Annotated in this window: 18 protein-coding genes; 15 read left to right on the top strand and 3 right to left on the bottom strand. The window is 59.3% G+C overall.

Annotated features, from left to right (window positions below; genetic code table 11):
* Positions 1 to 68: 68 nt before the first annotated feature.
* From KQ661_RS02945 to KQ661_RS02920, 6 genes are all read left to right on the top strand, one after another.
* Complete coding sequence (locus KQ661_RS02945) at positions 69 to 737, top strand: lipoprotein signal peptidase (RefSeq protein WP_216685614.1); 669 nt, start codon at positions 69 to 71, stop codon at positions 735 to 737.
* A 563-nt stretch (positions 738 to 1,300) separates the two neighbouring features.
* Positions 1,301 to 3,304 (top strand): ABC transporter ATP-binding protein, encoded by a 2,004-nt coding sequence (locus KQ661_RS02940; RefSeq protein WP_216685613.1) that lies wholly within the window; start codon positions 1,301 to 1,303, stop codon positions 3,302 to 3,304.
* 256 nt (positions 3,305 to 3,560) lie between these two features.
* On the top strand, positions 3,561 to 6,044 hold the full coding sequence (gene rnr, locus KQ661_RS02935) for a ribonuclease R (protein WP_216685612.1): 2,484 nt from the start codon (positions 3,561 to 3,563) through the stop codon (positions 6,042 to 6,044).
* A gap of 201 nt (positions 6,045 to 6,245) precedes the next feature.
* Positions 6,246 to 7,217: a polyprenyl synthetase family protein gene (locus KQ661_RS02930; protein WP_216685611.1), complete on the top strand. Its 972-nt coding sequence runs from the start codon at positions 6,246 to 6,248 to the stop codon at positions 7,215 to 7,217.
* A gap of 115 nt (positions 7,218 to 7,332) precedes the next feature.
* On the top strand, positions 7,333 to 7,995 hold the full coding sequence (locus KQ661_RS02925; RefSeq protein WP_216679275.1) for a rhomboid family intramembrane serine protease: 663 nt from the start codon (positions 7,333 to 7,335) through the stop codon (positions 7,993 to 7,995).
* 100 nt (positions 7,996 to 8,095) lie between these two features.
* The gene (locus KQ661_RS02920; protein ID WP_216679274.1) at positions 8,096 to 8,365 is read left to right on the top strand and encodes a PLD nuclease N-terminal domain-containing protein; all 270 of its coding nucleotides are present in this window, start codon (positions 8,096 to 8,098) and stop codon (positions 8,363 to 8,365) included.
* 82 nt (positions 8,366 to 8,447) lie between these two features.
* On the opposite strand, the gene KQ661_RS02915 is transcribed toward KQ661_RS02920, so the two are convergent.
* Positions 8,448 to 9,068, bottom strand: a complete 621-nt coding sequence (locus tag KQ661_RS02915) for a hypothetical protein (protein WP_216685610.1) — start codon at positions 9,066 to 9,068, stop codon at positions 8,448 to 8,450.
* 131 nt (positions 9,069 to 9,199) lie between these two features.
* Here KQ661_RS02915 and KQ661_RS02910 point away from each other — a divergent pair, with 131 nt between their 5' ends.
* Both KQ661_RS02910 and KQ661_RS02905 read left to right on the top strand, forming a co-directional pair.
* Positions 9,200 to 10,051: a glycerophosphodiester phosphodiesterase family protein gene (locus KQ661_RS02910; protein ID WP_216685609.1), complete on the top strand. Its 852-nt coding sequence runs from the start codon at positions 9,200 to 9,202 to the stop codon at positions 10,049 to 10,051.
* A gap of 274 nt (positions 10,052 to 10,325) precedes the next feature.
* Positions 10,326 to 10,712 carry a helix-turn-helix domain-containing protein gene (locus KQ661_RS02905; protein WP_216685608.1) on the top strand — a complete coding sequence of 129 codons (387 nt, stop codon included), beginning with the start codon at positions 10,326 to 10,328 and terminating at the stop codon, positions 10,710 to 10,712.
* Between the two features lie 616 nt (positions 10,713 to 11,328).
* On the opposite strand, the gene KQ661_RS02900 is transcribed toward KQ661_RS02905, so the two are convergent.
* Both KQ661_RS02900 and recF read right to left on the bottom strand, forming a co-directional pair.
* A complete protein-coding gene (locus KQ661_RS02900; protein WP_216685607.1) occupies positions 11,329 to 11,640 on the bottom strand; it encodes a DUF721 domain-containing protein in 312 nt (103 codons plus the stop codon).
* A gap of 72 nt (positions 11,641 to 11,712) precedes the next feature.
* Positions 11,713 to 12,828, bottom strand: coding sequence for a DNA replication/repair protein RecF (gene recF, locus KQ661_RS02895; protein ID WP_216679270.1), 1,116 nt, complete (start codon positions 12,826 to 12,828; stop codon positions 11,713 to 11,715).
* A 293-nt stretch (positions 12,829 to 13,121) separates the two neighbouring features.
* Between recF and pdhA the strand changes: the two genes are divergently transcribed.
* From pdhA to KQ661_RS02860, 7 genes are all read left to right on the top strand, one after another.
* Entirely contained in the window at positions 13,122 to 14,084 is a 963-nt protein-coding gene (gene pdhA, locus KQ661_RS02890; RefSeq protein WP_216727925.1) for a pyruvate dehydrogenase (acetyl-transferring) E1 component subunit alpha, read from the top strand.
* 57 nt (positions 14,085 to 14,141) lie between these two features.
* On the top strand, positions 14,142 to 14,918 hold the full coding sequence (locus KQ661_RS02885; protein WP_226929789.1) for a tetratricopeptide repeat protein: 777 nt from the start codon (positions 14,142 to 14,144) through the stop codon (positions 14,916 to 14,918).
* A 194-nt stretch (positions 14,919 to 15,112) separates the two neighbouring features.
* Positions 15,113 to 15,589 (top strand): 6,7-dimethyl-8-ribityllumazine synthase, encoded by a 477-nt coding sequence (gene ribH / locus KQ661_RS02880; protein WP_216679269.1) that lies wholly within the window; start codon positions 15,113 to 15,115, stop codon positions 15,587 to 15,589.
* Between the two features lie 186 nt (positions 15,590 to 15,775).
* Complete coding sequence (locus KQ661_RS02875) at positions 15,776 to 16,159, top strand: TraR/DksA family transcriptional regulator (protein ID WP_216679268.1); 384 nt, start codon at positions 15,776 to 15,778, stop codon at positions 16,157 to 16,159.
* 153 nt (positions 16,160 to 16,312) lie between these two features.
* Positions 16,313 to 18,316: a pseudouridine synthase gene (locus KQ661_RS02870; protein WP_216685606.1), complete on the top strand. Its 2,004-nt coding sequence runs from the start codon at positions 16,313 to 16,315 to the stop codon at positions 18,314 to 18,316.
* 74 nt (positions 18,317 to 18,390) lie between these two features.
* On the top strand, positions 18,391 to 19,131 hold the full coding sequence (locus KQ661_RS02865; protein WP_216679266.1) for a type III pantothenate kinase: 741 nt from the start codon (positions 18,391 to 18,393) through the stop codon (positions 19,129 to 19,131).
* Positions 19,118 to 20,449 (top strand): outer membrane protein transport protein, encoded by a 1,332-nt coding sequence (locus KQ661_RS02860; RefSeq protein ID WP_216685605.1) that lies wholly within the window; start codon positions 19,118 to 19,120, stop codon positions 20,447 to 20,449. The genes KQ661_RS02865 and KQ661_RS02860 overlap by 14 nt, the downstream gene beginning before the upstream one ends.
* The last annotated feature ends 19 nt before the right edge of the window (positions 20,450 to 20,468 follow it).

The following is a 20,468-nucleotide window of genomic DNA, read 5'->3' as shown; positions in this document are numbered from 1 at the left end:
GGTGAGGTTGACGCGGAGGGCGATTCCGTGCAAACGCACCGTTCTTTGCAGTTCCAACCCCCACCGAAATGCTCCCAACGCTCACCATCCGCCAGCATTCCGTGGCTAAATTCTTTCTGCTGGCCCTGTTCATCATCGTGCTCGACCAGGCCTCGAAGTGGGCCGTGCACACCTACATGCAGCTCGGTTCGGCCGGCGAAATCCCGATTTTTGGTCAGTGGGCCAGGCTCACCTACACGCTGAACCCCGGCATGGCCTTCGGGGCCGAGCTGCCCGCGCCCTACGGCAAGCTGGTGCTCACCGGCTTCCGCATGCTGGCCGTGGGCGGGCTGATTTACTACATCATTCGCCTCTGCCGCCAGCGCGTGGCCGCCGGCTACATCGCCTGCATGGCCCTCATCCTCGGCGGCGCGGTAGGCAACCTGATTGACTCGATTTTCTACGGAATTATCTACAATAACTCCCCGGTAGGTTCGCCCACGCGCTGGTTCTACGGCCAAGTCATCGACATGATTTTCGTGCCGCTGTACGTGGGTTATTTCCCCAAATCCTGGCCCCTCATCGGCGGCTCGTACAGCAACGGCTTCCCTATCTTCAACATCGCTGATTCGTCCATCTTCATCGGCGTCGCCCTGATTCTGCTCAACCAGAGCCGCTTTTTCAACGAATCGCAGCCCGCCGCCGCTCCCAACGAGCCCCAGCCTCTAGTCGCCGCCGATGCTGAGAAGCTGGCGTAGCAGGGGAGAGGCCCGGCCGTTGAACGGTAATCGTAGAACGTCACGCTCCAGAAGGGTCATGCTGAGCGCAGTCGAATCATCTTTACCGCGTGACTAATCCCATTCAATAGATTCAGTATGTGATGTAGCTTCGGCAAGCTTAGTATGACGTTCTTGCTTAAGAAAAAACGTGTTTTACACATATGCAGACGCTTGGCCTCTTACTTTTTGGCGTGATGTTCACTCACATCTTCGCCTTAGTCGTTTTTAACAAGTACCGGGTTAAGCAACTCATCAAATACATAAGCTTAAGCAGGGGTAGAGAACTAACAGAACGTGAGTTTCTAGAATTACTGGATAACTACACTTCTTTTCTGGGCTATTCATCATTCTCTCCAAGCAAGAAATATTATCCACGCCTCTATACAAATCAAAAGTTTGCAGCTTTTGCCAAGAGGTCAAAAGACATAATGATTTACATATTTTCAGCTTTGGCAGTAGGCGTAGTTGGAAGCGTAATTGTTGATTCTTTGCAACGATAAATACGCCTTTCGAATATTTCTGAATCTCCTTTAATTCCCTCCGTGCCCAACCCGCTGCTCACCGTTTCCAACCTCACCATCGACTTCTCCAGCCACCGCGGCGACGTGCGGGCCGTCGACAACGTGTCGTTTGAGCTGCACCGGGGCGAAACGCTGGCCATTGTGGGCGAATCCGGCTCGGGCAAATCCGTGACGTCGCTGGCGCTGCTGGGGCTGATTCCGATGCCGCCCGGCCGCATTGCCAGCGGCCAGGCCATCTTCCAGTCCGAAAAACTGGGCCAGACCGACCTGCTGAAACTCTCCGAAACCGACCTGCGCCAGGTGCGCGGCAACGACATCGGCATGATTTTCCAGGAGCCGATGACCTCGCTGAACCCCGTGTACACCTGCGGCAGCCAGGTGGTGGAAGCCCTGCGCCTGCACACCGACCTCACCGGGCCCGCCGCCAAGCAGCGTACCATCGAGCTGTTCACCGAGGCGCAGCTGCCGCGCCCCGAAGCCATTTTCGGCAGCTACCCGCACGAAATCTCGGGCGGCCAGAAACAGCGCGTGATGATTGCCATGGCCATGGCCTGCCGCCCAGCCCTGCTCATCGCCGACGAGCCCACCACCGCCCTCGACGTGACGGTGCAGGCCCAGATGCTGCGCCTCATCGACGACCTGCGCCGCCAGCGCAACACGGCCGTCCTCTTCATCACCCACGACTTGGGCGTGGTGGCCGAAATCGCCGACCGCATTCTGGTAATGTATCGGGGCAAGGTCGTGGAGCAGGGGAGGGTGCTGGATATTTTTTCAAATCCGCAACATCCGTACACAAAAGGCCTTTTGGCGTGCCGTCCGCGCCTCTCGGTAGGCAAAAAACGCCTCCCCGTGGTGGCCGATTTCATGGGGGAAGACGCCAACGGGCAGCTTTTCGCCCAGCCCGCTCCCGTGGTTGCGCTGGAAGATGAGGCGCTTACGGATTCGTCGCCCGAAATCGAGGCTCAGCAGCTACACGATAAAACTGATACCGCCAAAATGTTCCCCGTGGAACATGGCGTTTTGGGGGGTGTTCCACGGGTGGAGCTTGGTACTGCGCAGGCGTTCACCTCACCCCCTGACCCCCTCTCCAAAAAAGAGGGGGCACCGGTTCGTGAGGACGATTCTTCAACTGAACTCACCAAGAGCATTTCCGGTGCCCCCTCTTTTTTGGACAGGGAGTCAGGGGGTGAGGTTTCGTCCGCGCCCCTCCTCGAAGTCCAGAACCTCCAGGTCTACTTCCCCCTCCGCAAGGGCTTCTTCCGCCGCGCCACCGATTACGTGCGGGCCGTCGACAACGTCAGCTTTACGCTCTACCCCGGCGAAACCATCGGCCTCGTGGGTGAATCTGGCTGCGGCAAAACCACGCTCGGCCGGGCGCTGCTCCGCCTCACGGAACCAACGGCGGGCAGCATCCTGTTTGAAGGGACTGATTTGGCGAAGCTGTCGAGCGGGGACCTGCGCCGCCGTCGGCGCGATTTGCAGCTGGTGTTTCAGGACCCCTACGCCGCGCTGAATCCGATGCTGACCGTGGGCGAGGCTATCTGGGAGCCCATGCGGGTTCACAACGTGGGCGGCACGCGCCAGCAGCAAAAGGCGAAGGTGTTGGAGCTGCTACGCACCGTAGGGCTGCGCGACGAGCATTTCCAGCGCTACCCGCACGAGTTCAGCGGCGGGCAGCGGCAGCGCATCTGCATTGCCCGGGCGCTGGCTTTGCAGCCCAAATTGATTGTCTGCGACGAGTCGGTTTCGGCCCTCGATGTTTCGGTGCAGGCGCAGGTGCTGAACCTGCTCAACGACCTCAAGCGCGAGTTCGGCATCACCTATCTGTTCATCACGCACGACCTGTCCGTGGCCCGGTTTATGAGCGACCGGCTGCTGGTCATGCACCAAGGCCGCATTGTGGAGAGCGGTCCGGCGGCCGCCATCTACGCCGCCCCGCAGCACGAATACACGAAGGGCCTGCTGGCCGCTATTCCCAAAGACAGCCTGGCCGACATCGAAGCGGCCGTAGCCAGCCGGGCGTAACGTAGCGCGGACTTTTAGTCCGCGAGTTCAACCTCCCGCCCTGAACTCGCGGCCAACTGATACCTTGCATCAGCAGATGCAGCTTCAGTTGCTCGTTTCTGATTTAACCATTGTCTTGCCACGCGCGGACTAAAAGTCCGCGCTACAACCTCTCGGCCCGTCCCGCGTTTCACTAAGTGGCACGGCTCTGCCGGCCCATTCATTTTCCGCTCTCGCCGCCTGCGACCAATCAACTTTTCGGCGGCTACTTTTTTACATGAATACCCCCGAAGAAAACCCGAAGGCTCCCCGCGCCAAGCGCGAAAAGCCCGACCCCACGGCCATCACCCAGGACCAGGTCCTGCACGTCTTCGCCGACAACCCCACCAAAGTCATCGCCTACCGTCAACTCTCGCGCCGCCTCGGCGTGACCACCAAGGGCCAGCGCGAGGAGATTTTTGCCCACATCAAGGTGCTGCGCAAAAATGGTCTGATTACGCTGCTCCAAAACGACGAGTACCGCCTTGCTGATGCCGACGCTGTTGCGGCGGCCCTGATGCCGTCCAGTGCCAAAAAATCGACTAAAAAGAGTGACTCGGCAGTGAAGCCCCCGCGTAACATCTCGGTGCAGGACCAGTTCGGCCGCGACCCCATTGTGCACCGCCGCCGCGAGGCCGGTTTCGACTACGTCGACGGCGACGACCGCCCCGAGCGCGCCCCGTCTAACACCATTATCGGCACCGTCGATTTGGCCACGCCCAACTTTGCCTTCGTGGTGCCCGAGGGCGTTGATGGCGGCGATGACATCCGCGTGTTCACCGACCAGCTCAAGTTTGCCCTGCAGGGCGACGTGGTGCGGGTGAAGGTGCGTAGTGGCTCGCGCGACGGCCGGCCCATGGGCGATGTGGTGGAAGTGCTCAAGCGCGTGCGCCCTGAAGTGGTGGGCCGCATTCAGATTCAGGGCACGCTCGGCTTTGTGAAGGCCGACAACCGCAAGGTGTATTTCGACGTGTTCGTGCCGCCGCATCTGCTGCACGAGTCGCGCAACGGCGACAAGGTGCTGGTCCGTATCACCGAATTCCCGACCGACCCCAACCGCCAGCCGGTAGGGGAGGTCATCCGCAACTTCGGCCAGGCCGGCGGCAACGAGGCCGAGATAAACGCCATCATGGCTGAGTTCGGCTTGCCCTTCGAATTCCCGGATGAAGTGCAGACCGAGTCCGAAGGCATCAGCGAGGTGATTCAGCCCGATGAGATTGCCCGCCGCCGCGACTTCCGCGCCATCACCACCTTCACCATCGACCCCGCCGATGCCAAGGATTTCGACGACGCTCTGAGCATTCAGAAGCTGGAAAACGGGCATTGGGAAATCGGCGTGCACATCGCCGATGTTACCCACTACGTGCGCCCCGGCACCGAGCTGGAGCGCGAGGGCAAGCACCGCGCCACCTCCGTTTACCTCGTCGACCGCGTGATTCCGATGCTGCCCGAGCGCCTCTCCAACGGCCTCTGCTCGCTGCGCCCCAACGAGGACAAGCTGACCTTCTCGGCCGTGTTCGAACTCGATGAAGCTGGCAAGCTCTACGAGTCGTGGTTTGGCAAAACCATCATTCACTCCGACCGCCGCTTCAGCTACGAGGACGCCCAGGAGCGCATCGAAAGCAAGGAGGGCGAGTACGCCGAGGAGATAAATATCATGAACGACATGGCGCACAAGCTGTGTGCGCTGCGCTTCAAGCAGGGCGCCATCACCTTCGAAACCCAGGAAGTGAAGTTCCGCCTGGACGAGAATGGCAAGCCCCTCGGCGTGTATGTGAAGGAGCGCAAGGACGCCCACAAGATGATTGAGGAGTTCATGCTGCTAGCCAACCGCAAGGTGGCCGAGTTCGTGTTTAACCTCAAAAAGACTAAGCCGCGCTTTACCATGGTGTACCGCACCCACGACGCGCCCGAGCCCGAACGCCTCCAGACTTTCGCCCTATTCGCCCAGAAATTCGGCTATAAGCTGAAGCTCGAAAACCCGAAGAAAATCAGCACCGAGCTCAACAACCTTAGCTCCGAGGTGATGGGCAAGCCCGAGCAAAACGTGCTCCAGGGCCTGGCCATTCGCACCATGAGCAAGGCCATTTATACCACCGAGCCGCTCGGTCACTTCGGCCTGGCCTTCGACCACTACTCGCACTTCACCTCGCCCATCCGCCGCTACCCGGATATGATGGCCCACCGCTTGCTGGAGCACTACCTGCTCGGCGGCAAGAACGTGCCCGTCGACCCCGTGGAAGAAGAGTGCAAGCACTCCTCGGCCCGCGAGAAACTTGCGGCCAACGCCGAGCGCGCCAGCATCAAATTCAAGCAGGTCGAGTTCATGGCTAATGAAATCGGTAACGAGTTCAAGGGCGTGGTATCGGGCCTCACCGAGCGCGGCATGTACATCGAAATCGAGGAGAACAAGTGCGAGGGCATGGTCCGCATCAGCGACATCCCCGGCGACTTCTTCGAGTTGGATAAGGACAACTACCGCATCGTGGGCAAGAATAACAAGCGCATCATTCAATTCGGCGACGAGATGATGGTCATCGTAAAATCCGCCAACCTGCTCGACCGCACCATCGACTTCGAGCTGGTGGACGACCGCCCCGACCACGTAAAAAAGCGCGAAGCCGACGAGCGCAAGCAGCGCAGCAGTGAGCCTCGTGGCTACCGCGAGCACAGCGGCGGCAAGGGCGGGAGCAAGGGCGGGTTCAAGGGGAAGCGCCGGTAGGCTCACCTCACCCCCGACCCCTCTCCTTGGGGAGAGGGGAGCCTGACGGTTTCTAAAGTCCCGACTCAACCCAGAGTCGGGACTTTTTTGTTGATGCGAATAATACCGGGACCTCATCTGCAGGTGCCTCTCGGTTCCCCTCTTCCCAAGAAGAGGGGCCGGGGGTGAGGTTCCCCGCGCCTGCCGTTATTTGCACCACCTATGACCCCAGCCGACTTCCCCGCCACCATCACCGCCGCCCTCGCCCAGCTCGACTACGGGCAGGCCCCGGAAACCCTCTACGCCCCCATCCGCTACATCATGGGCCTTGGCGGCAAGCGCATCCGCCCGCTGCTCACGCTGCTCGGGGCGCACCTCTTCACCGATGACCTCAGCGGCATTCTCAAGCCCGCCTTGGCCACCGAAGTCTTCCACAACTTCACCCTCCTGCACGACGACCTGATGGACCAGGCCCCCCTGCGCCGCGGCCAGGCCACGGTGCACGAAAAGTGGAATCCCAACGTGGCCATCCTTTCCGGCGATGTGATGCTGGTGCGCGCCTACGAGCTGTTCCTGGACGTGAAGCCAGAGCTACTGCCGCGCATCCTCGCTCGCTTCAGCCAGACGGCCGCCGAGGTCTGCGAAGGCCAGCAGTGGGACATGAATTTCGAGACCGAGCCCCAGGTCAGCATCGCCCAATACCTGGACATGATTCGCCTGAAAACGGCCGTCCTCCTTGGTTTCTGCCTGGAGCTGGGGGCTCGCCTAGCCGGCGCTTCCGAAGACGATGCTGAGCACCTCCGCCAGTTTGGTACCGACGTTGGCCTGGCCTTCCAGCTGCGCGACGACCTGCTCGACGTGTACGGCGACGCCGCCACCTTCGGCAAGCGCGTGGGCGGCGACATCATCTCCGACAAGAAAACCTTCCTCCTGCTCTCCGCCCAGGCCCAGGCCAGCCCCGCCCAGCAGGCCATCCTGGCCCGGCACATCGGCCAGCCCGTCGCCGACGCCGAAGCCAAAGTAGCCGCCGTGCGCGCCATCTACGACGAGCTCCAAATTCGCCCCCAGACGGAAGTACTCATCAACGACTACTTCCAGGATGCCCTGCAGCATCTGGAGCGCGTAGCGGCCTCTAACGAGCGCAAAGTGCCCCTGCACCACCTCGCCCTCCAGCTCATGGACCGCGAACAGTAATGCGGGCTTCAGCCTGCAGTTGCCTGTTACACGCTACTGCAATCCGGGCTGCCTGCGCTGTCGCTTATTTCTGTTTCTCTATTTTGTTTCCTGCGGGCTGAAGCCCGCAATACTTATGTTCAACCCCATCCTCATTCTCGTCGGCCTCACGGTCCTCGTTTCCGCCTACGCCTGGTCCAACCACGACCTCATGGAGTCGTGGATACTGCGGCCCTACCGCATGGCCCGCGACAATAGCCAGTGGTACCGCTTCCTCACTTCCGGCTTCCTGCACGCCGACTGGGGCCATCTGCTCTTCAACATGATTGCCTTCTACTCCTTCGGCGGCCTTGTGCTGAGTGTGCTGGCCAACGGTACCGGCGCACTCGGTCTCGATGGCTTCGGAGCCTTAGGTGGTATCTGGCGCTTCCTGCTGCTCTACCTGGGCGGCATTGTGGTGTCCGATATCCCCACCTACTTCCGCCACCGCGACGACCGCGACTACGGCAGCCTCGGTGCCTCGGGAGGCGTGGCCTCCGTGCTCTTCGCCGGCGTCATCTACTCGCCCCTGAATAAAATCTACATGATGTTTATCCCGGTGGGCATTCCCGGCTTCATCTTCGGCTTCCTCTACCTGGCGTATTCCTACTACCAGGGCCGCCGCCGGGGCGACAACATCAACCACGATGCCCACTTCTATGGGGCCATCTACGGCGTGGTACTCACGCTACTCTTCATGCCGGCCGCCGGAATGGAGTTTGTTCGCCAAATAGGTGGTTTTGTTGGGTTAAATAACTGATTTTTAACTAGTTAATATCGAAAAAGCCGCATTTGTATATCTTATTCTGAAATCCTTGCGTAATGGGGCAATACACTCTTTCACCTTGCTCCCCTGTCTCATGCAAACCCTTCGTCATTACGCCTCCCGCTTGCCACTCGTCGCGCTCATGCTGCCACTGATGCTGGTAGCCACCTCCTGCAGCCGCTACAACGACAATGGCAGCCTTTCCATTGCTGGCGTCATCTACCTCATCCTGGCCATTGCCGCTATCATCAGCCTGCTCAAGCAGGACTGGGATGTTACCAAAAAAATAATCTGGGGCGTAGTCATCTGGTTCTTCCCCATTGGCGGTTCCATCATCTACTTCCTGTTCTCAGGCCGGAAATAACCTGGCTCACACCAAAACGCAAAGAGCCCCGGCCAATGACTGGCCGGGGCTCTTTGCGTTTCAATACTATGAGGTAGCCGGGCTAGTTCAGCAGCCGCTTCTTTTCGAGGCGGGCCACGCCGCGCAGCAGCTCCGCGCTGTTCGTTATTTGCGTCATCTGCCAATGGTCGCCCAGGCGGCGCATCTTCACTTCCACCACCATCGTGGTATCGTATTTGGGCTGCGTCACCTCCAGGCCCACGAAAGCATTGTCGCCCTCCTCCCGGGTGTATTTGATGCCCTTGAACTCACTGTCCGGGCTCACAATTTTGTTGGCCAGGCCCGTGAGCGATACGCTGACCATGCGCTTCGGCGCTGCGGCTGCGGCCGCCTCCAGCGAGCCCGTTTCTACGTAGCGCTGCACTTCCTGGTGGGCGGCTTTGGCCAGGGCGGGCTTCAGCAGGCGCATGGCTCCGCCCATCATCAGGCTGCCGCCGGGCATCAGCGAAGTCAGGGCCGAACTCTGTTGGGCTACGTCATCCACAAGGTGGCTGGTCACGCTGCTCACATCAACGTACTTCTCAAACATCGCCATGTCGTGTGTCTGCACTGCGGCAGCGGCCGAAACCAATGCGCCACTCGGCCCTTGCTTCAGGTTTCGGTAGTAATAATACCCGCCGGCTGCCAGAGCCAGTAACACAACAAGTAGCAGTAGTTTTTTCATGGATTCGTAAGTGGTTAAGTTGAGCTGTAAAATTACCCCAAACCACGTAGCTAACACCGCCCGCCGTGCGCGACCCGCGCACGGCGGCGCCCAACGCGGCACTCTTCAGTTTCACATCACCCCTCCACTCTATGCCAGCCCCTTCGCATTCCCGCATTCCGGAGCTTCATGGCCATCGTGGCTGCCGGGGCCTGCGCCCCGAGAACACCTTGCCTTCCCTCCTTCACGCCCTCGCGCTGGGCGTCGATGTGCTGGAAATGGATGTTATCATCTCTGCCGACTACCAGGTTGTCGTTTCCCACGAGCCCTGGCTCAACCCTGCCATTTGCCTTGACCTGGAGGGCCAGCCCATCGAAAGCAGCCCCACCCCGCGCTTCAACCTCTACCAGATGCCCTATGCCACCATTCGCCAATGCGACTGCGGTCTGCGGCGTCATCCGGCCTTCCCCGAGCAGGTTTCGGAGCCAGCCCACAAGCCCTTACTCCGCGAAGTACTGGCGGCTGCCGAGGTCGTAGCACGACCCGCCGGCCGCCCACCAATCCGCTACGCCATTGAAATAAAAAGCGCCCCAGACGGGGATAATATCTTCCACCCAACCCCCGACTACTTCCTGTCCCTGGTCCTAGCCGAAATCAACAAAGCCCGGGTTTCAGCCCGTGCCACTGTGCTCTGCTTTGACCCGCGCATTCTCCGGCTTGCGCATCAGCGCCAGCCAGACCTGGCCACCTGCCTCCTCCTCGAAGCCGACCAGCCCTGGCTTGCCAGCATCCAGGCGCTAGGTTTTGTGCCCACCACATTGGGTCCCGATTTCGCCACTGTTACAGCCGCATCCGTGCAGCAGGTGCGGAGCCTGTACCCAAGCCTGCGGCTTGTACCCTGGACCGTAAACCAACCGGCCGATATGATGCAGTTAATCGCCCTCGGCGTGGACGGTATCACTACCGACTACCCCGACCGGTTTTTGGCCCTAACAATCGGGTAGCATCATGCCTGCAGGCAGGCCGCATTTTGTTCCGGGCTTGTGCTGTATCGTTCTGACCGGATAGTTGCCTGTTGTATCAAGTAGCGTTTGTACCCATGTTACAGCTGTTGATTGTAACGCGTGGCAAATAACGACTGTATCAGTATTTTGTAATAATGTAACAATACTTCCTGAGCAAAACAACATTGTTACAAGTGTAATTTTTGTGTCACTGTATTTGTTTAATCGGCTTTCATTAAACATATTTACATAAGCGTTACGTAATACCTTTTCTATGCCACATCAGGGCGAAATCCTTCAAGATGCCATCAAAAACAGCGGTATTTCAATTACTCGTATTGTCGAGGAGTTGGGTATTACACGCCCGACTATCTACCGTAAATTCAAGGATGAAATAGTTGATTACAGCTTTGTAAAGAAAGTCGGCGATATAATCAATTACGATTTTTCAACTGAATTTACTGTGTTACAACAGGCCGATTCATCGGTTGTAACGCCGTTTGCTAAAGAGGCTGTTGCAAATACTGTTACACCTCGTATGATACAGACGCTTAATGCCGACCCTGACCACTCTAAACAGCTATTAGCGCTTCAGATTAAGTACATAGCCCTCCTTGAAGCTTATAATGAGCTCTTGCTAAAAGTGTATGGCCCGAAGTGACAAAAATGTTCCACGTGAAACATTTTTGTTTTAACAACTTCTTTTATAGTCCGATACAGAAGCGCTGTCGGAACAGAAGGGTAGGGGTAAGCTCGGGAGAAGTAACCGTCTGCTGAAGCTGGCTTACCGTCCATAACTGATTCAATCTAGACCAGTATCAGTATTGCTACACGGCATGTAGAGCCGCGATACTTCGCGCCTCCTTGCGTGGGAGTCGTTCAACGAGGAGCCGCGAAGTGTCGCGGCTCTAACATGCCGTGTACGTGTAGCTTTGGATAGCGCGCTATAGGCTCTGCTCCCATTGTGAGTATTATCCGTGGCTCGACTGGCCGAGCCCGTTAAATAAATTGCCAGCAGGGTAAGGGGGCGAATCGGTCAGTGTCGTGCCGGCAGACAAACGCTCGGCCAGGCTGAATCACTAAACTGCTGCGGTTTTTTAAAGTATACGCCGAGTGCAGAGCCCCCCCCTTCACTACCTGCCGAGGGGCGGACAGTATTCGGAATTACAGCTTGCTCGTCGCGCAATGGATTACGAACACCTGGTGGATATGTGAGGTGCACAGTATGGCAGCCCTATCGCATTCCAGAAATCCGCAATGAATGATAGGGTGGGAAGCTAGAGAAAGATTACTTCCGTTACGACCTTCTCCCCAACCTCCTCATTAATGAGTTCGGCCACGCGGGTCTTGGCCATGAGCAGCTCGTGCTTGAGCGGTGCGGAGCTGAGGCGCACAAATAGCCGGCCTTTATTAACGTACACCTCCTGGGTCTTCAACGCCACTGCCTTCCCCATCACCCGCTCCCAGCTCGATACCACCGTTACCTCGTTGAGCTTGCCCTGGAGCCGGTATGCCCGAACCAATGCTTCGAGGCCTTCCTTGAGCGGAATGATATCGCCGGAGCGGGAGAAAGCGGAAGGTTTTTTCACGAGGGTTCAGAGCAAAGTCAGCCAGCGGAAGGATGCCGGTTGAGCAGCCACAAAGGTACTGCCGCCCGCTGCCTAAACGGGTGCCACGGTACCATTCTGCACCCGAAACCTAAGGATGGGAACGGTTACTCGCGCCAGGGCTTGGTCGGTGCGTTCCAGGTTGGTATCGGTCAGAAAAACCTGGCCGAAGGTTTCGTCGGCCACCAGCTCCAGCAGGCGTGCAATGCGCTTGTCATCGAGGCGGTCGAATATATCATCGAGCAGGAGCAGGGGCTTGTTGTGCTGCTTGGCCGCCAGCAGCTCAAACTGGGCAAGCTTGAGGGCAATGGCAAACGACTTCTGCTGGCCCTGAGAGGCGTAGCTTTTCACGGGCAGCTCATTCATCAAAAACACAAAGTCGTCGCGGTGCGCGCCCACGGTGCTGCGTTGCAGCACGAAGTCCTTGCGCTCATTCAGGCGTAGCAACTGGGCAAAGTCGGCCCCTACCAGCTGGCTCTTATAAGTAAGCATTACCTGCTCACGGCCGTCGGCCAGCTGCTCGTAGTGCCGCTGAAAGATGGGGAGGTAGTCGATAAGAAAAGCCTCGCGCAGCGCCGTGAGCTGTTGGCCCAACGGCGCCAGCTGCTCATCGAGCGCCAGCAGGTAGTCGCGGTCGAAGCCGTGGGCGTTGCTGTACCCGCCTTGCTTGAGTACGGCATTGCGCTGGCGCAGCAAGGAGTTGTAGGAGATGAGCTGCTCCAGAAACGCGTGGTCGAGTTGCGCCATGAGGCTGTCGAAATACTTGCGGCGCTCTTCGCTGCCCTGGCGAATAAGGTCGGTATCATACGGCGAGATAAGCACGGCAGGGTAGCGGCCAATGTGGTCGGCCATGCGCTCATAGGGCTGTTTATCGTGGGTAACGGTCTTTTTTTGCCCCTGGCGCAGGCTCACCTGGATGGTTTCTTTGTCAGGCGTCGTATTTGAAGAAAAAATACCCTTAACTACAAAGAAATCAGCGTCTTGTTTTATACAAAGGGCGTCGGAAGCCGTGATGGCGCTTTTGGTCAGCGATAGGTAATGAATGGCATCCAACAAGTTGGTTTTGCCGCTCCCATTGTCACCGATGAAGCAATTGAGGCCGGGCGATAAACGAAGCGCGGCATCGTCGTAATTTTTAAAAAAAAGAAGCTGGAGGGAGTCAAGAGTCATAAGGTGCGGATTTGCCAGCAGTTTTACGTAATTTCGCCCTCCCAACGCGAATTATTTCTTTCTTTAAAACTGCTATGGCGGATACGAAAGTAAAAGCTGCTTCTAAAAAACCGACGGCCTCAAAGGCTACCAATGGTTCAGCCGCCAAAGCTGCCAAAGGAAAGAGAAACGGTGTAATCACCGCGCCCCAGCCCGAAGCCCTCCTGCCCGGAACCGATAAGCCCACTGCGGCTGCTTCGGGTTCTGCTACGACTGTGCCCGCCTCTACGGCTACGTTCCCGAAGGAGACGTATATGCAGTGGTACGAGCAAATGCAGCTCATGCGCAAGTTTGAGGACAAGGCCGGGCAGCTCTATGGTCAGCAAAAAATCAAAGGCTTCTGCCACCTCTACATCGGCCAGGAGGCTTGCGTAGCCGGTGCCGTGTCGGCTTTGGAAAAAGGCGACAAGTACATCACCGCCTACCGCGACCATGCCCATCCGCTGGCGCTGGGCACTTCGCCCAATGCCGTGATGGCCGAGCTGTTTGCCAAAGCCACCGGCTGCTCGAAAGGCAAGGGCGGCTCGATGCACATGTTCGATAAGGAGGTTGGTTTCATGGGTGGCCACGGCATTGTGGGTGCCCAGGTGCCAATGGGCGCGGGCATTGCCTTCGCCGAAAAGTATAACAAGACGGGCAAGCTCTGCATTTGCTCGATGGGCGATGGCGCGGTGCGTCAGGGTGCCCTGCACGAGGCCTTCAACATGGCCATGCTGTGGAAGCTGCCGGTCATCTTCGTAATTGAGAACAACGGCTACGCCATGGGCACGTCGGTGGCCCGCACATCGAACGTGACGGACCTCTATAAGATTGGCCTGAGCTATGACATGCCTTCCGAGCCCGTGAACGGCATGCGCGTCGAAGACGTGCACGAGGCCGTGGCCCGCGCCGCCGAGCGCGCCCGCGCCGGCGAAGGCCCCACGCTGCTCGAGTTCAAGACCTACCGCTACAAGGGCCACTCGATGAGCGACCCGGCCAAGTACCGCACCAAAGAGGAGCTGGAGGACTACCGCCACCGCGATGCCATCGAAGGCGTGCGCCACACCATCCTCACGAATAACATGGCAACGGAGGCCGACCTCGAAGCCATTGATGAGCGCATCAAAGCCGAAGTACAGGCTTCGGTGGAGTTCGCCGAAAATTCGCCCTACCCCACGCCCGACGAACTGTACAAGGACGTGTACGTGCAGACCGACTATCCCTACATCCACGACTAATTAACCGGGCCCCCCGGCCCCCCGGCCGGCTTGCGGGCCGTCGTAGCACCCATTGTAATGTCGAAGATTCCCTACACTGGCAAGAGCCAGCAGGCCCGCCAGGGGCAAGCAAACCAGCCGACCAACGTGCCCGCCGACCCGCTGGCCCCGGCTGAAGAATTTGTTCCGTCCGAAAACCCGCTGCTGGAAGACCCGGACGCCCTGGCTGCCCGCCTGGCCGAGTCCGAGGATTTTGTGCGCAACAACCGCAGCCTGCTGCTGGGGATTCTGGCCGTGGTGGTGTTGGCCGTGGTGGGAGGCTTTGGCTACTACACCTGGCGCAACCAGCAGGACTCGAAGGCCCAGGCCATCATGTTCCGCGCCGTGAACAACTGGGAGGCCGACTCGCTCAGCAAAGCCATCAAAGGCGACGGCAAGGCTCCTGGCCTGACCACCGTGGCCAACGAGTACGGCAGCACGAAGGCCGGTAACCTCGCCAATTTCTATGCCGGCGTGGCTTCCCTGAAGCAGGGTAAGTTTAAGGAAGCCCTCGATTTCCTCGAAGATTTCAGCTCCGACGACTATCTGGTGCAAAGCCGCGCCTACTCGCTGATGGGCGATGCGCAGCTGGAGCTGAACAAGCCCAAGGAAGCCGCCGACCTCTACGCCAAAGCCGCCGACCACAACGCCAATGAGTTTTTCTCGCCCGGCTATTTGTTGAAAGAAGGCACGGCCCGCGAGCTTGCCAAAGATGACGAAGGCGCCGTGAAAGCCTACGACCGCATCATCACCGATTACCCCACGGCCCAAGAAGTGGCGGAAGCCCGCCAGTACAAAGCCAAGCTGGAAAAATAAATCACTGCTTTTTGCGGATTAACCGTGATTTCGCTGATTATTATTGCGCTTCCCCAAACTTTGGGGAAGCGCAATTTTTTTAAGTAGCATTGAAAAGTAAAGGAAAAGCCCTTTTACAAGGCACAGACGGTCGACGCGGGCAGTGGCCATGTAAATCTGTGTAATCACGGTTAATCAGCGAGAATCAACGATTTATGGCGACTTCCCTTCAACACCTGAGCGAATACGACGCTTCTGCATTCATCGACATCAGCAACAAGCGGTTTGGGCTGGTGGTGTCCGACTGGAACCGCGAGATAACCGACGTGCTCAGCACCGGGGCCTACGATACCCTGATAAAGCACGGGGCCGTGGCCGACAACATTTACCGCAATAGCGTGCCCGGCAGCTTTGAGCTGACCCTGGGCGCACAGTTTCTGGCTCAGCACGAGGAGATTGATGCGGTCATTTGCCTAGGCGTGGTCATTCAGGGCGAAACCAAGCACGACGACTATATTTGCCACGCGGTGGCACAAGGCATCACCCAGGTAGGCCTGAAGTTCAACAAGCCCGTAATTTTTGGGTTGGTGACCACCAATACCCTGGAGCAGGCTCTGGACCGGGCTGGTGGAAAGCACGGCAATAAGGGAGTAGAAGCCGCTGTGGCTGCTATCCAAATGCTAAGCTTTTAATATTGGGCGGAAAAGCGCGCCGAACCGCGTAACTTTGAACCCGCAAAAACAAGCATGCAAGGGCTTGGATTGGTGGTGATAATGGCTTTTACAGTTTGCCAAATGATTTAGCAGGCTGCTGCGTTGCGCGGTAGCTGCCACTAGTAATTTCTTAACATTCTCTAGCAGTCCTTTTTTCTCAATTCAATGAACGACGACAACATTCGCTATTCGCGGGAGGACTTGAATGAGTTCGACCAGATTATCCAGGAAAAACTGACATCTGCCCGCAAGGAACTGTCTTTCATCAAAGAAACCCTGAACCGCAGCAACGAATCGGGTACCGACACCACGGCCTCATCGGCCAAAGTATTGGAAGACGGTGCCGAAACTGCTGAGAAGGAAAGCATGAACCAGCTGGCCTCGCGCCAGCTGAAATTCATTCAGCAGCTCGAAAACGCGCAGATTCGCATCAAAAACGGCACTTACGGCGTGTGTATCGGCACTGGTAAGCTCATCCCCAAGGACCGCCTGCGGGCCGTGCCCCATACCCAGCATTCTATTGAAGCCAAAATGGCCCGGCGCGACTAAGCCGCCGCTTTTTTGGTAGTCGGTATTGAATAGCCGGTAGTCAGAATTTTATTCGGGTTGATTTTGTTGACCCCTTTCTGACTACCGGCTTTTCAATACCGACTTCTTTTTTTAACCTGTACCGTAGCGATACGGCACGCAACTTTTTTCCCCATGGGCAAGAAACATTTTTCAGAAGATAAAGCGGACCGTCGCGGCGGCCGCAGTGCCGGCGGTCCCGGTGGCTTTGGTGGCGGTGCTGCCGGCCGGAGCGAGCGGCCTGGCGCAAGCCGTGGTGGTGAGCGTGGTGGTGAGCGCAGCAACGACCGTGGGAATTCCGGCGGCAACGGCCGCCCGGCTTCAAACGGCGCATTTGGCCGCCCCGCAACCAATGGTGCCTTCGGCCGCCCATCGGGCGGAGCCTTTGGCGGTGGTAGGAAATTTGACGGCGGTGGCGAGAAGCGTCCCTATGGCAGCAGCTACGGTGGCGGCGAGCGTCGCGAAGGCGGTAGCAGCTTCGGCGGCGGCAAAAGCTTCGGCAACGACCGGCCTTTCGAGCGCCGCGACGAGCGGCCCCGCTTGGGCAAGGAGCAGCGCACCGGCACCAGCTACGGCCGTAGCGCCGAGCCCCGCCCCGAGCGCGGCAGCTTCGGTGGCGACCGCGACCGCAGCGACCGTGGCGAGCAGCGTGGCCCCGCCACCGATGCCCGGCCCGTGCGCCCGTATCAGCCCAAAGAAAACTGGAATGGCCAGCCCTACCGCCGCGACGGCGAAAAGGCCGTGCCCCGGGGCGAGCCTGGTGAGCGCAACCGCAAATTCCAGAAGAGCAACCCTTACGAGCCGGCCGCCGACAGCAGCCCGCGCGGCGGTGGCAGCTTCGGCCGCAGCACGCCCCGCGAAACGGAAAGCTTTGACCGCAGCGAGAGCCGCAGCGATGAGCGCGGCCCGAACCGGCCCATCCGCTCGGCCCGGCCGTTTGAGGCCAACCCGCCGCAGCCCCGCGAGGAGCGTGGCGAGCGCAATGAGCGCCGCGATGCCAACATTGAGCGCGCCGACGCCGGCAATGCCGACTACCGCGCCGACCAGGCCGCGTTTGGCCGCAAGTTCACGCCCGGCGCCTTTGGCCGCCGCGATGGTGCGCCGGCCGCTGGCCGCAGCACCGGCGAGCGTCCCGGTGCCTACGAAAAGCGCAGCACCGAGCGTTGGACGCCCGCACCCGGCAGCTTTGCCGAGCGCCGTGAGGCTCTGAAAGCGCAGGAACGTAGCGTGCGCCGCTCAGGCACGGGCTATGGTGCCAGCGTGGACAAGCCCCGGCCGGCCCGCCCCACCGTGCAGGAAAACCGCGCCGACAAGCCCCGCTTCGGCGAGCGTCCCGGCGAGGCGCCCGACTACAAAAACCTGAAGCACTACGAGCAGGACAAAACCCGTGGTAACAAGCGCCGCCGTGAAGAGGAAGATGATTCCAACACCGACGAGCTGCGCCTGAACCGCTATATCGCCAACGCGGGCATTTGCTCGCGCCGCGAGGCCGATGCCCTGATTGCCGCCGGCGAAATCAAGGTAAACGGTGAAGTGGTTACCGAGATGGGCTACAAAGTGCTGCCCGAGGACACCGTGCAGTACGGGAAGACCAACCTTAACCGCGAGAAGTCGGTGTACGTGCTGCTGAACAAGCCCAAGGACTTCATCACGACCACGGAAGACCCGGAGGGCCGCCGCACGGTGATGGACCTGGTGGCTAGTGCCTCGAAGGAGCGCATTTTCCCGGTGGGCCGGCTCGACCGCAACACCACGGGCCTGCTGCTCTTCACCAACGATGGTGAGGTAGCCCAGAAGCTTTCGCACCCTTCGCACAAGAACAAAAAAATATACCAGGTAGAGCTGAGCCAGCCGCTGGCCGAGGAGGACCTGCGCAAGATTGTGGAAGGCCTGGAGCTGGAAGATGGCAAAGCCGAGGTGGACGATGTGGCCGTAGTGGCCGGCAACGCGCACTTCGTGGGCATTGAAATCCATATTGGCCGCAACCGCATCGTGCGCCGCATTTTCGAGCACCTCGGCTACGAAGTGGTGGCCTTGGACCGTGTGCAGTACGCCGGCCTCACCAAGAAGGACCTGCCGCGTGGCAAATGGCGCTTCCTGAGTGAGCAGGAGGTGATTCGTATGAAGTACTTCCTGTAGGAGTTTGTCGGACAACCGGATAAAGAACGTCATGCTGAGCACAGCATGACGTTCTTTTATTCAACCCCAACCTAATGCGGACACTGGTTCTGGACATTGGCAATACGGCCGTGAAGGCGGGCAGCTTCGATGGCCCGCTGCTGCGCGAAATGGTGGCCGGCCTCACGCCGGCATCGGTGCGGGAGCTGGTGCTGCGCTGGCAGCCCTTGCACGTCATCGTGGCCTCGGTGGCGGAGGCGGCGGTGCTGGCCGTGGAAGAGTTGCAGGACATCGTGCCGGGCCAGGTGCTGGGCTTTAGCCCGGGCACTACGCCCGTACCGCTGCGCAATACCTACGCCACCCCCCACACGCTGGGGGCCGACCGGCTGGCGGCCGCCGTGGGCGCGGCCGGCCTGCGCCCCGGCCAGGATACGCTCATCATCGACGCGGGCACGGCCCTGAAATTCGACCTCGTGACGGCCGACGGTACCTACCACGGCGGCAGCATTGCGCCGGGGCTGGCCATGCGGCTGCAGGCGCTGCACACCTTCACGGGGCGGCTACCGCTGCTGGAATTACCCGCTCCCGATGCAACGATTTCGCTCCTTGGCGACTCCACTACCGGGAGCCTGCTGAGCGGCGTAGTGAACGGCACGGTGGCCGAAATCACTGGTTTAGTGGCTCGTTATCAGCAGCAATACCCCGGTATTGGGGTGTTGCTGACCGGGGGCGATGCGGCGTTTCTGGCAGCGCGGCTCCCGGCTCGTATCTTTGTAGTGCCCGAGCTGGTGCTGCTTGGTCTTAATCGGATTCTAGTTTATCATGTTGACAAATAAAGAGATGAAGCGTTTGGTGCTGGCAAGCCTGGTGGTAGTGGTGGCGGGCGGTGCGCAGGCGCAGGGCCTGGGCAACTCGCCATACTCACGCATCGGGCTGGGTGAATACAACGCCAACACCGGCGGCGTGCGCCAGATGGGCATGGGCGGCGTTGGCCTGGCGGCCCCCAATTCTGTCAATGTGAACGAGTTGAACCCGGCCTTGCTGTACTACACGGGCCGCACTACGTTTGAGGCGGGCTACAACGGCCAGTATAAAACCGTGAAAAACGCTAGCGCCTCCAGCCGCAGCGGCAACGGTACGCTGGGCTATTTCGCGCTGTCGGTGCCGCTGAGTACGAAATGGGGCGCGGCCGTGGGCCTGAAACCCGTCAGCGCGGTCGATTACGAGTCGAACATCGTGAAGGACGTAGCCAATACGCCTACCGGGCAGCCGGCGCAGTCGCTCACGCAGCTGAAAGGCACAGGCGGCGTTTCAGAAGCCTATCTGGCCCAGGGGGTTCGCATCACCAAGGCATTCACGCTGGGCTTCACCGCTTCGTACGTATTTGGGGTGGTGGATGAAACGGCCGGCACTACGGTGGTAGTAGCCAACAGCACCAATTCGCTGCAAAAAGCCGTGGACCGTGCCCACACCCGCTACTCGGATTTTGCCTTCCGGGCCGGCGCGCACTACCGCCAGAAGTTGGGTAAGTCGTTGAACGTGAACCTGGGCGGCGTGTATAGCTTCGCGCACAACCTGAACGGGCAGCAAACCATTACCAAGGAAACCGAAGATACCAACGGTACCCTCATCAGCACGGCCACTACGGTGAGCGACGGCCGCGGCCGCACTTTCGTGCCCGCCCTGTCGCAGCTGGGTGTCAGCTTCGACAACGATAAGAACTGGAGCCTGAACCTGGATGTGGCGCAGCAGCAGTGGTCGAAATACCGCAGCTTCGACGGCACGGGGCCGGGCCTGAGCAATACCCTGCGCTTCGGACTGGGTGGGGAAATTACGCCGGACCCGGGTTCGGTGGAGCACTACTTCCAGCGGGTGGCCTACCGGGCCGGCATCTCGCTGGCGCAGCTGCCGTACCAGCCGGGCGGCAAAATGCTCTACGACCGGTCGGTGAGCTGGGGCTTTGGTTTCCCGCTGCCCACGGCCACGCCACTCGAAGCCACGACCATCAGCCTGGCCTTTACCTACGGCGTGCGCGGCAATACAGAATTGCTGGGGGGCACCACGGGTAGCAGCAACGTGCAGGAAAATTACATCCGGGGCCAGCTAGGCGTTACGCTCAATAACCGTTGGTTCATCAAGCGCCGCCTGCAATAAGGCGAGCGTAACTAATTAA

It is taken from the genome of Hymenobacter siberiensis, assembly GCF_018967845.1.
Taxonomy (GTDB): domain Bacteria; phylum Bacteroidota; class Bacteroidia; order Cytophagales; family Hymenobacteraceae; genus Hymenobacter; species Hymenobacter siberiensis.
The sequence above is the reverse complement of the archived record's forward strand: the minus strand, read 5'-3'. Positions and strand labels throughout refer to the sequence as shown.

Excerpts from the sequence above, each read along its gene's own strand:
- KQ661_RS02945 (WP_216685614.1), top strand. The coding sequence starts at position 69 with ATGCTCCCAACGCTCACCATCCGCCAGCATTCCGTGGCTAAATTCTTT.
- rnr (WP_216685612.1), top strand. The coding sequence starts at position 3,561 with ATGAATACCCCCGAAGAAAACCCGAAGGCTCCCCGCGCCAAGCGCGAA.
- KQ661_RS02930 (WP_216685611.1), top strand. The coding sequence starts at position 6,246 with ATGACCCCAGCCGACTTCCCCGCCACCATCACCGCCGCCCTCGCCCAG.
- KQ661_RS02925 (WP_216679275.1), top strand. The coding sequence starts at position 7,333 with ATGTTCAACCCCATCCTCATTCTCGTCGGCCTCACGGTCCTCGTTTCC.
- KQ661_RS02920 (WP_216679274.1), top strand. The coding sequence starts at position 8,096 with ATGCAAACCCTTCGTCATTACGCCTCCCGCTTGCCACTCGTCGCGCTC.
- KQ661_RS02915 (WP_216685610.1), bottom strand. The coding sequence starts at position 9,068 with ATGAAAAAACTACTGCTACTTGTTGTGTTACTGGCTCTGGCAGCCGGC.
- KQ661_RS02910 (WP_216685609.1), top strand. The coding sequence starts at position 9,200 with ATGCCAGCCCCTTCGCATTCCCGCATTCCGGAGCTTCATGGCCATCGT.
- KQ661_RS02905 (WP_216685608.1), top strand. The coding sequence starts at position 10,326 with ATGCCACATCAGGGCGAAATCCTTCAAGATGCCATCAAAAACAGCGGT.
- recF (WP_216679270.1), bottom strand. The coding sequence starts at position 12,828 with ATGACTCTTGACTCCCTCCAGCTTCTTTTTTTTAAAAATTACGACGAT.
- pdhA (WP_216727925.1), top strand. The coding sequence starts at position 13,122 with ATGCAGTGGTACGAGCAAATGCAGCTCATGCGCAAGTTTGAGGACAAG.
- KQ661_RS02885 (WP_226929789.1), top strand. The coding sequence starts at position 14,142 with ATGTCGAAGATTCCCTACACTGGCAAGAGCCAGCAGGCCCGCCAGGGG.
- ribH (WP_216679269.1), top strand. The coding sequence starts at position 15,113 with ATGGCGACTTCCCTTCAACACCTGAGCGAATACGACGCTTCTGCATTC.
- KQ661_RS02875 (WP_216679268.1), top strand. The coding sequence starts at position 15,776 with ATGAACGACGACAACATTCGCTATTCGCGGGAGGACTTGAATGAGTTC.
- KQ661_RS02870 (WP_216685606.1), top strand. The coding sequence starts at position 16,313 with ATGGGCAAGAAACATTTTTCAGAAGATAAAGCGGACCGTCGCGGCGGC.
- KQ661_RS02865 (WP_216679266.1), top strand. The coding sequence starts at position 18,391 with ATGCGGACACTGGTTCTGGACATTGGCAATACGGCCGTGAAGGCGGGC.
- KQ661_RS02860 (WP_216685605.1), top strand. The coding sequence starts at position 19,118 with ATGTTGACAAATAAAGAGATGAAGCGTTTGGTGCTGGCAAGCCTGGTG.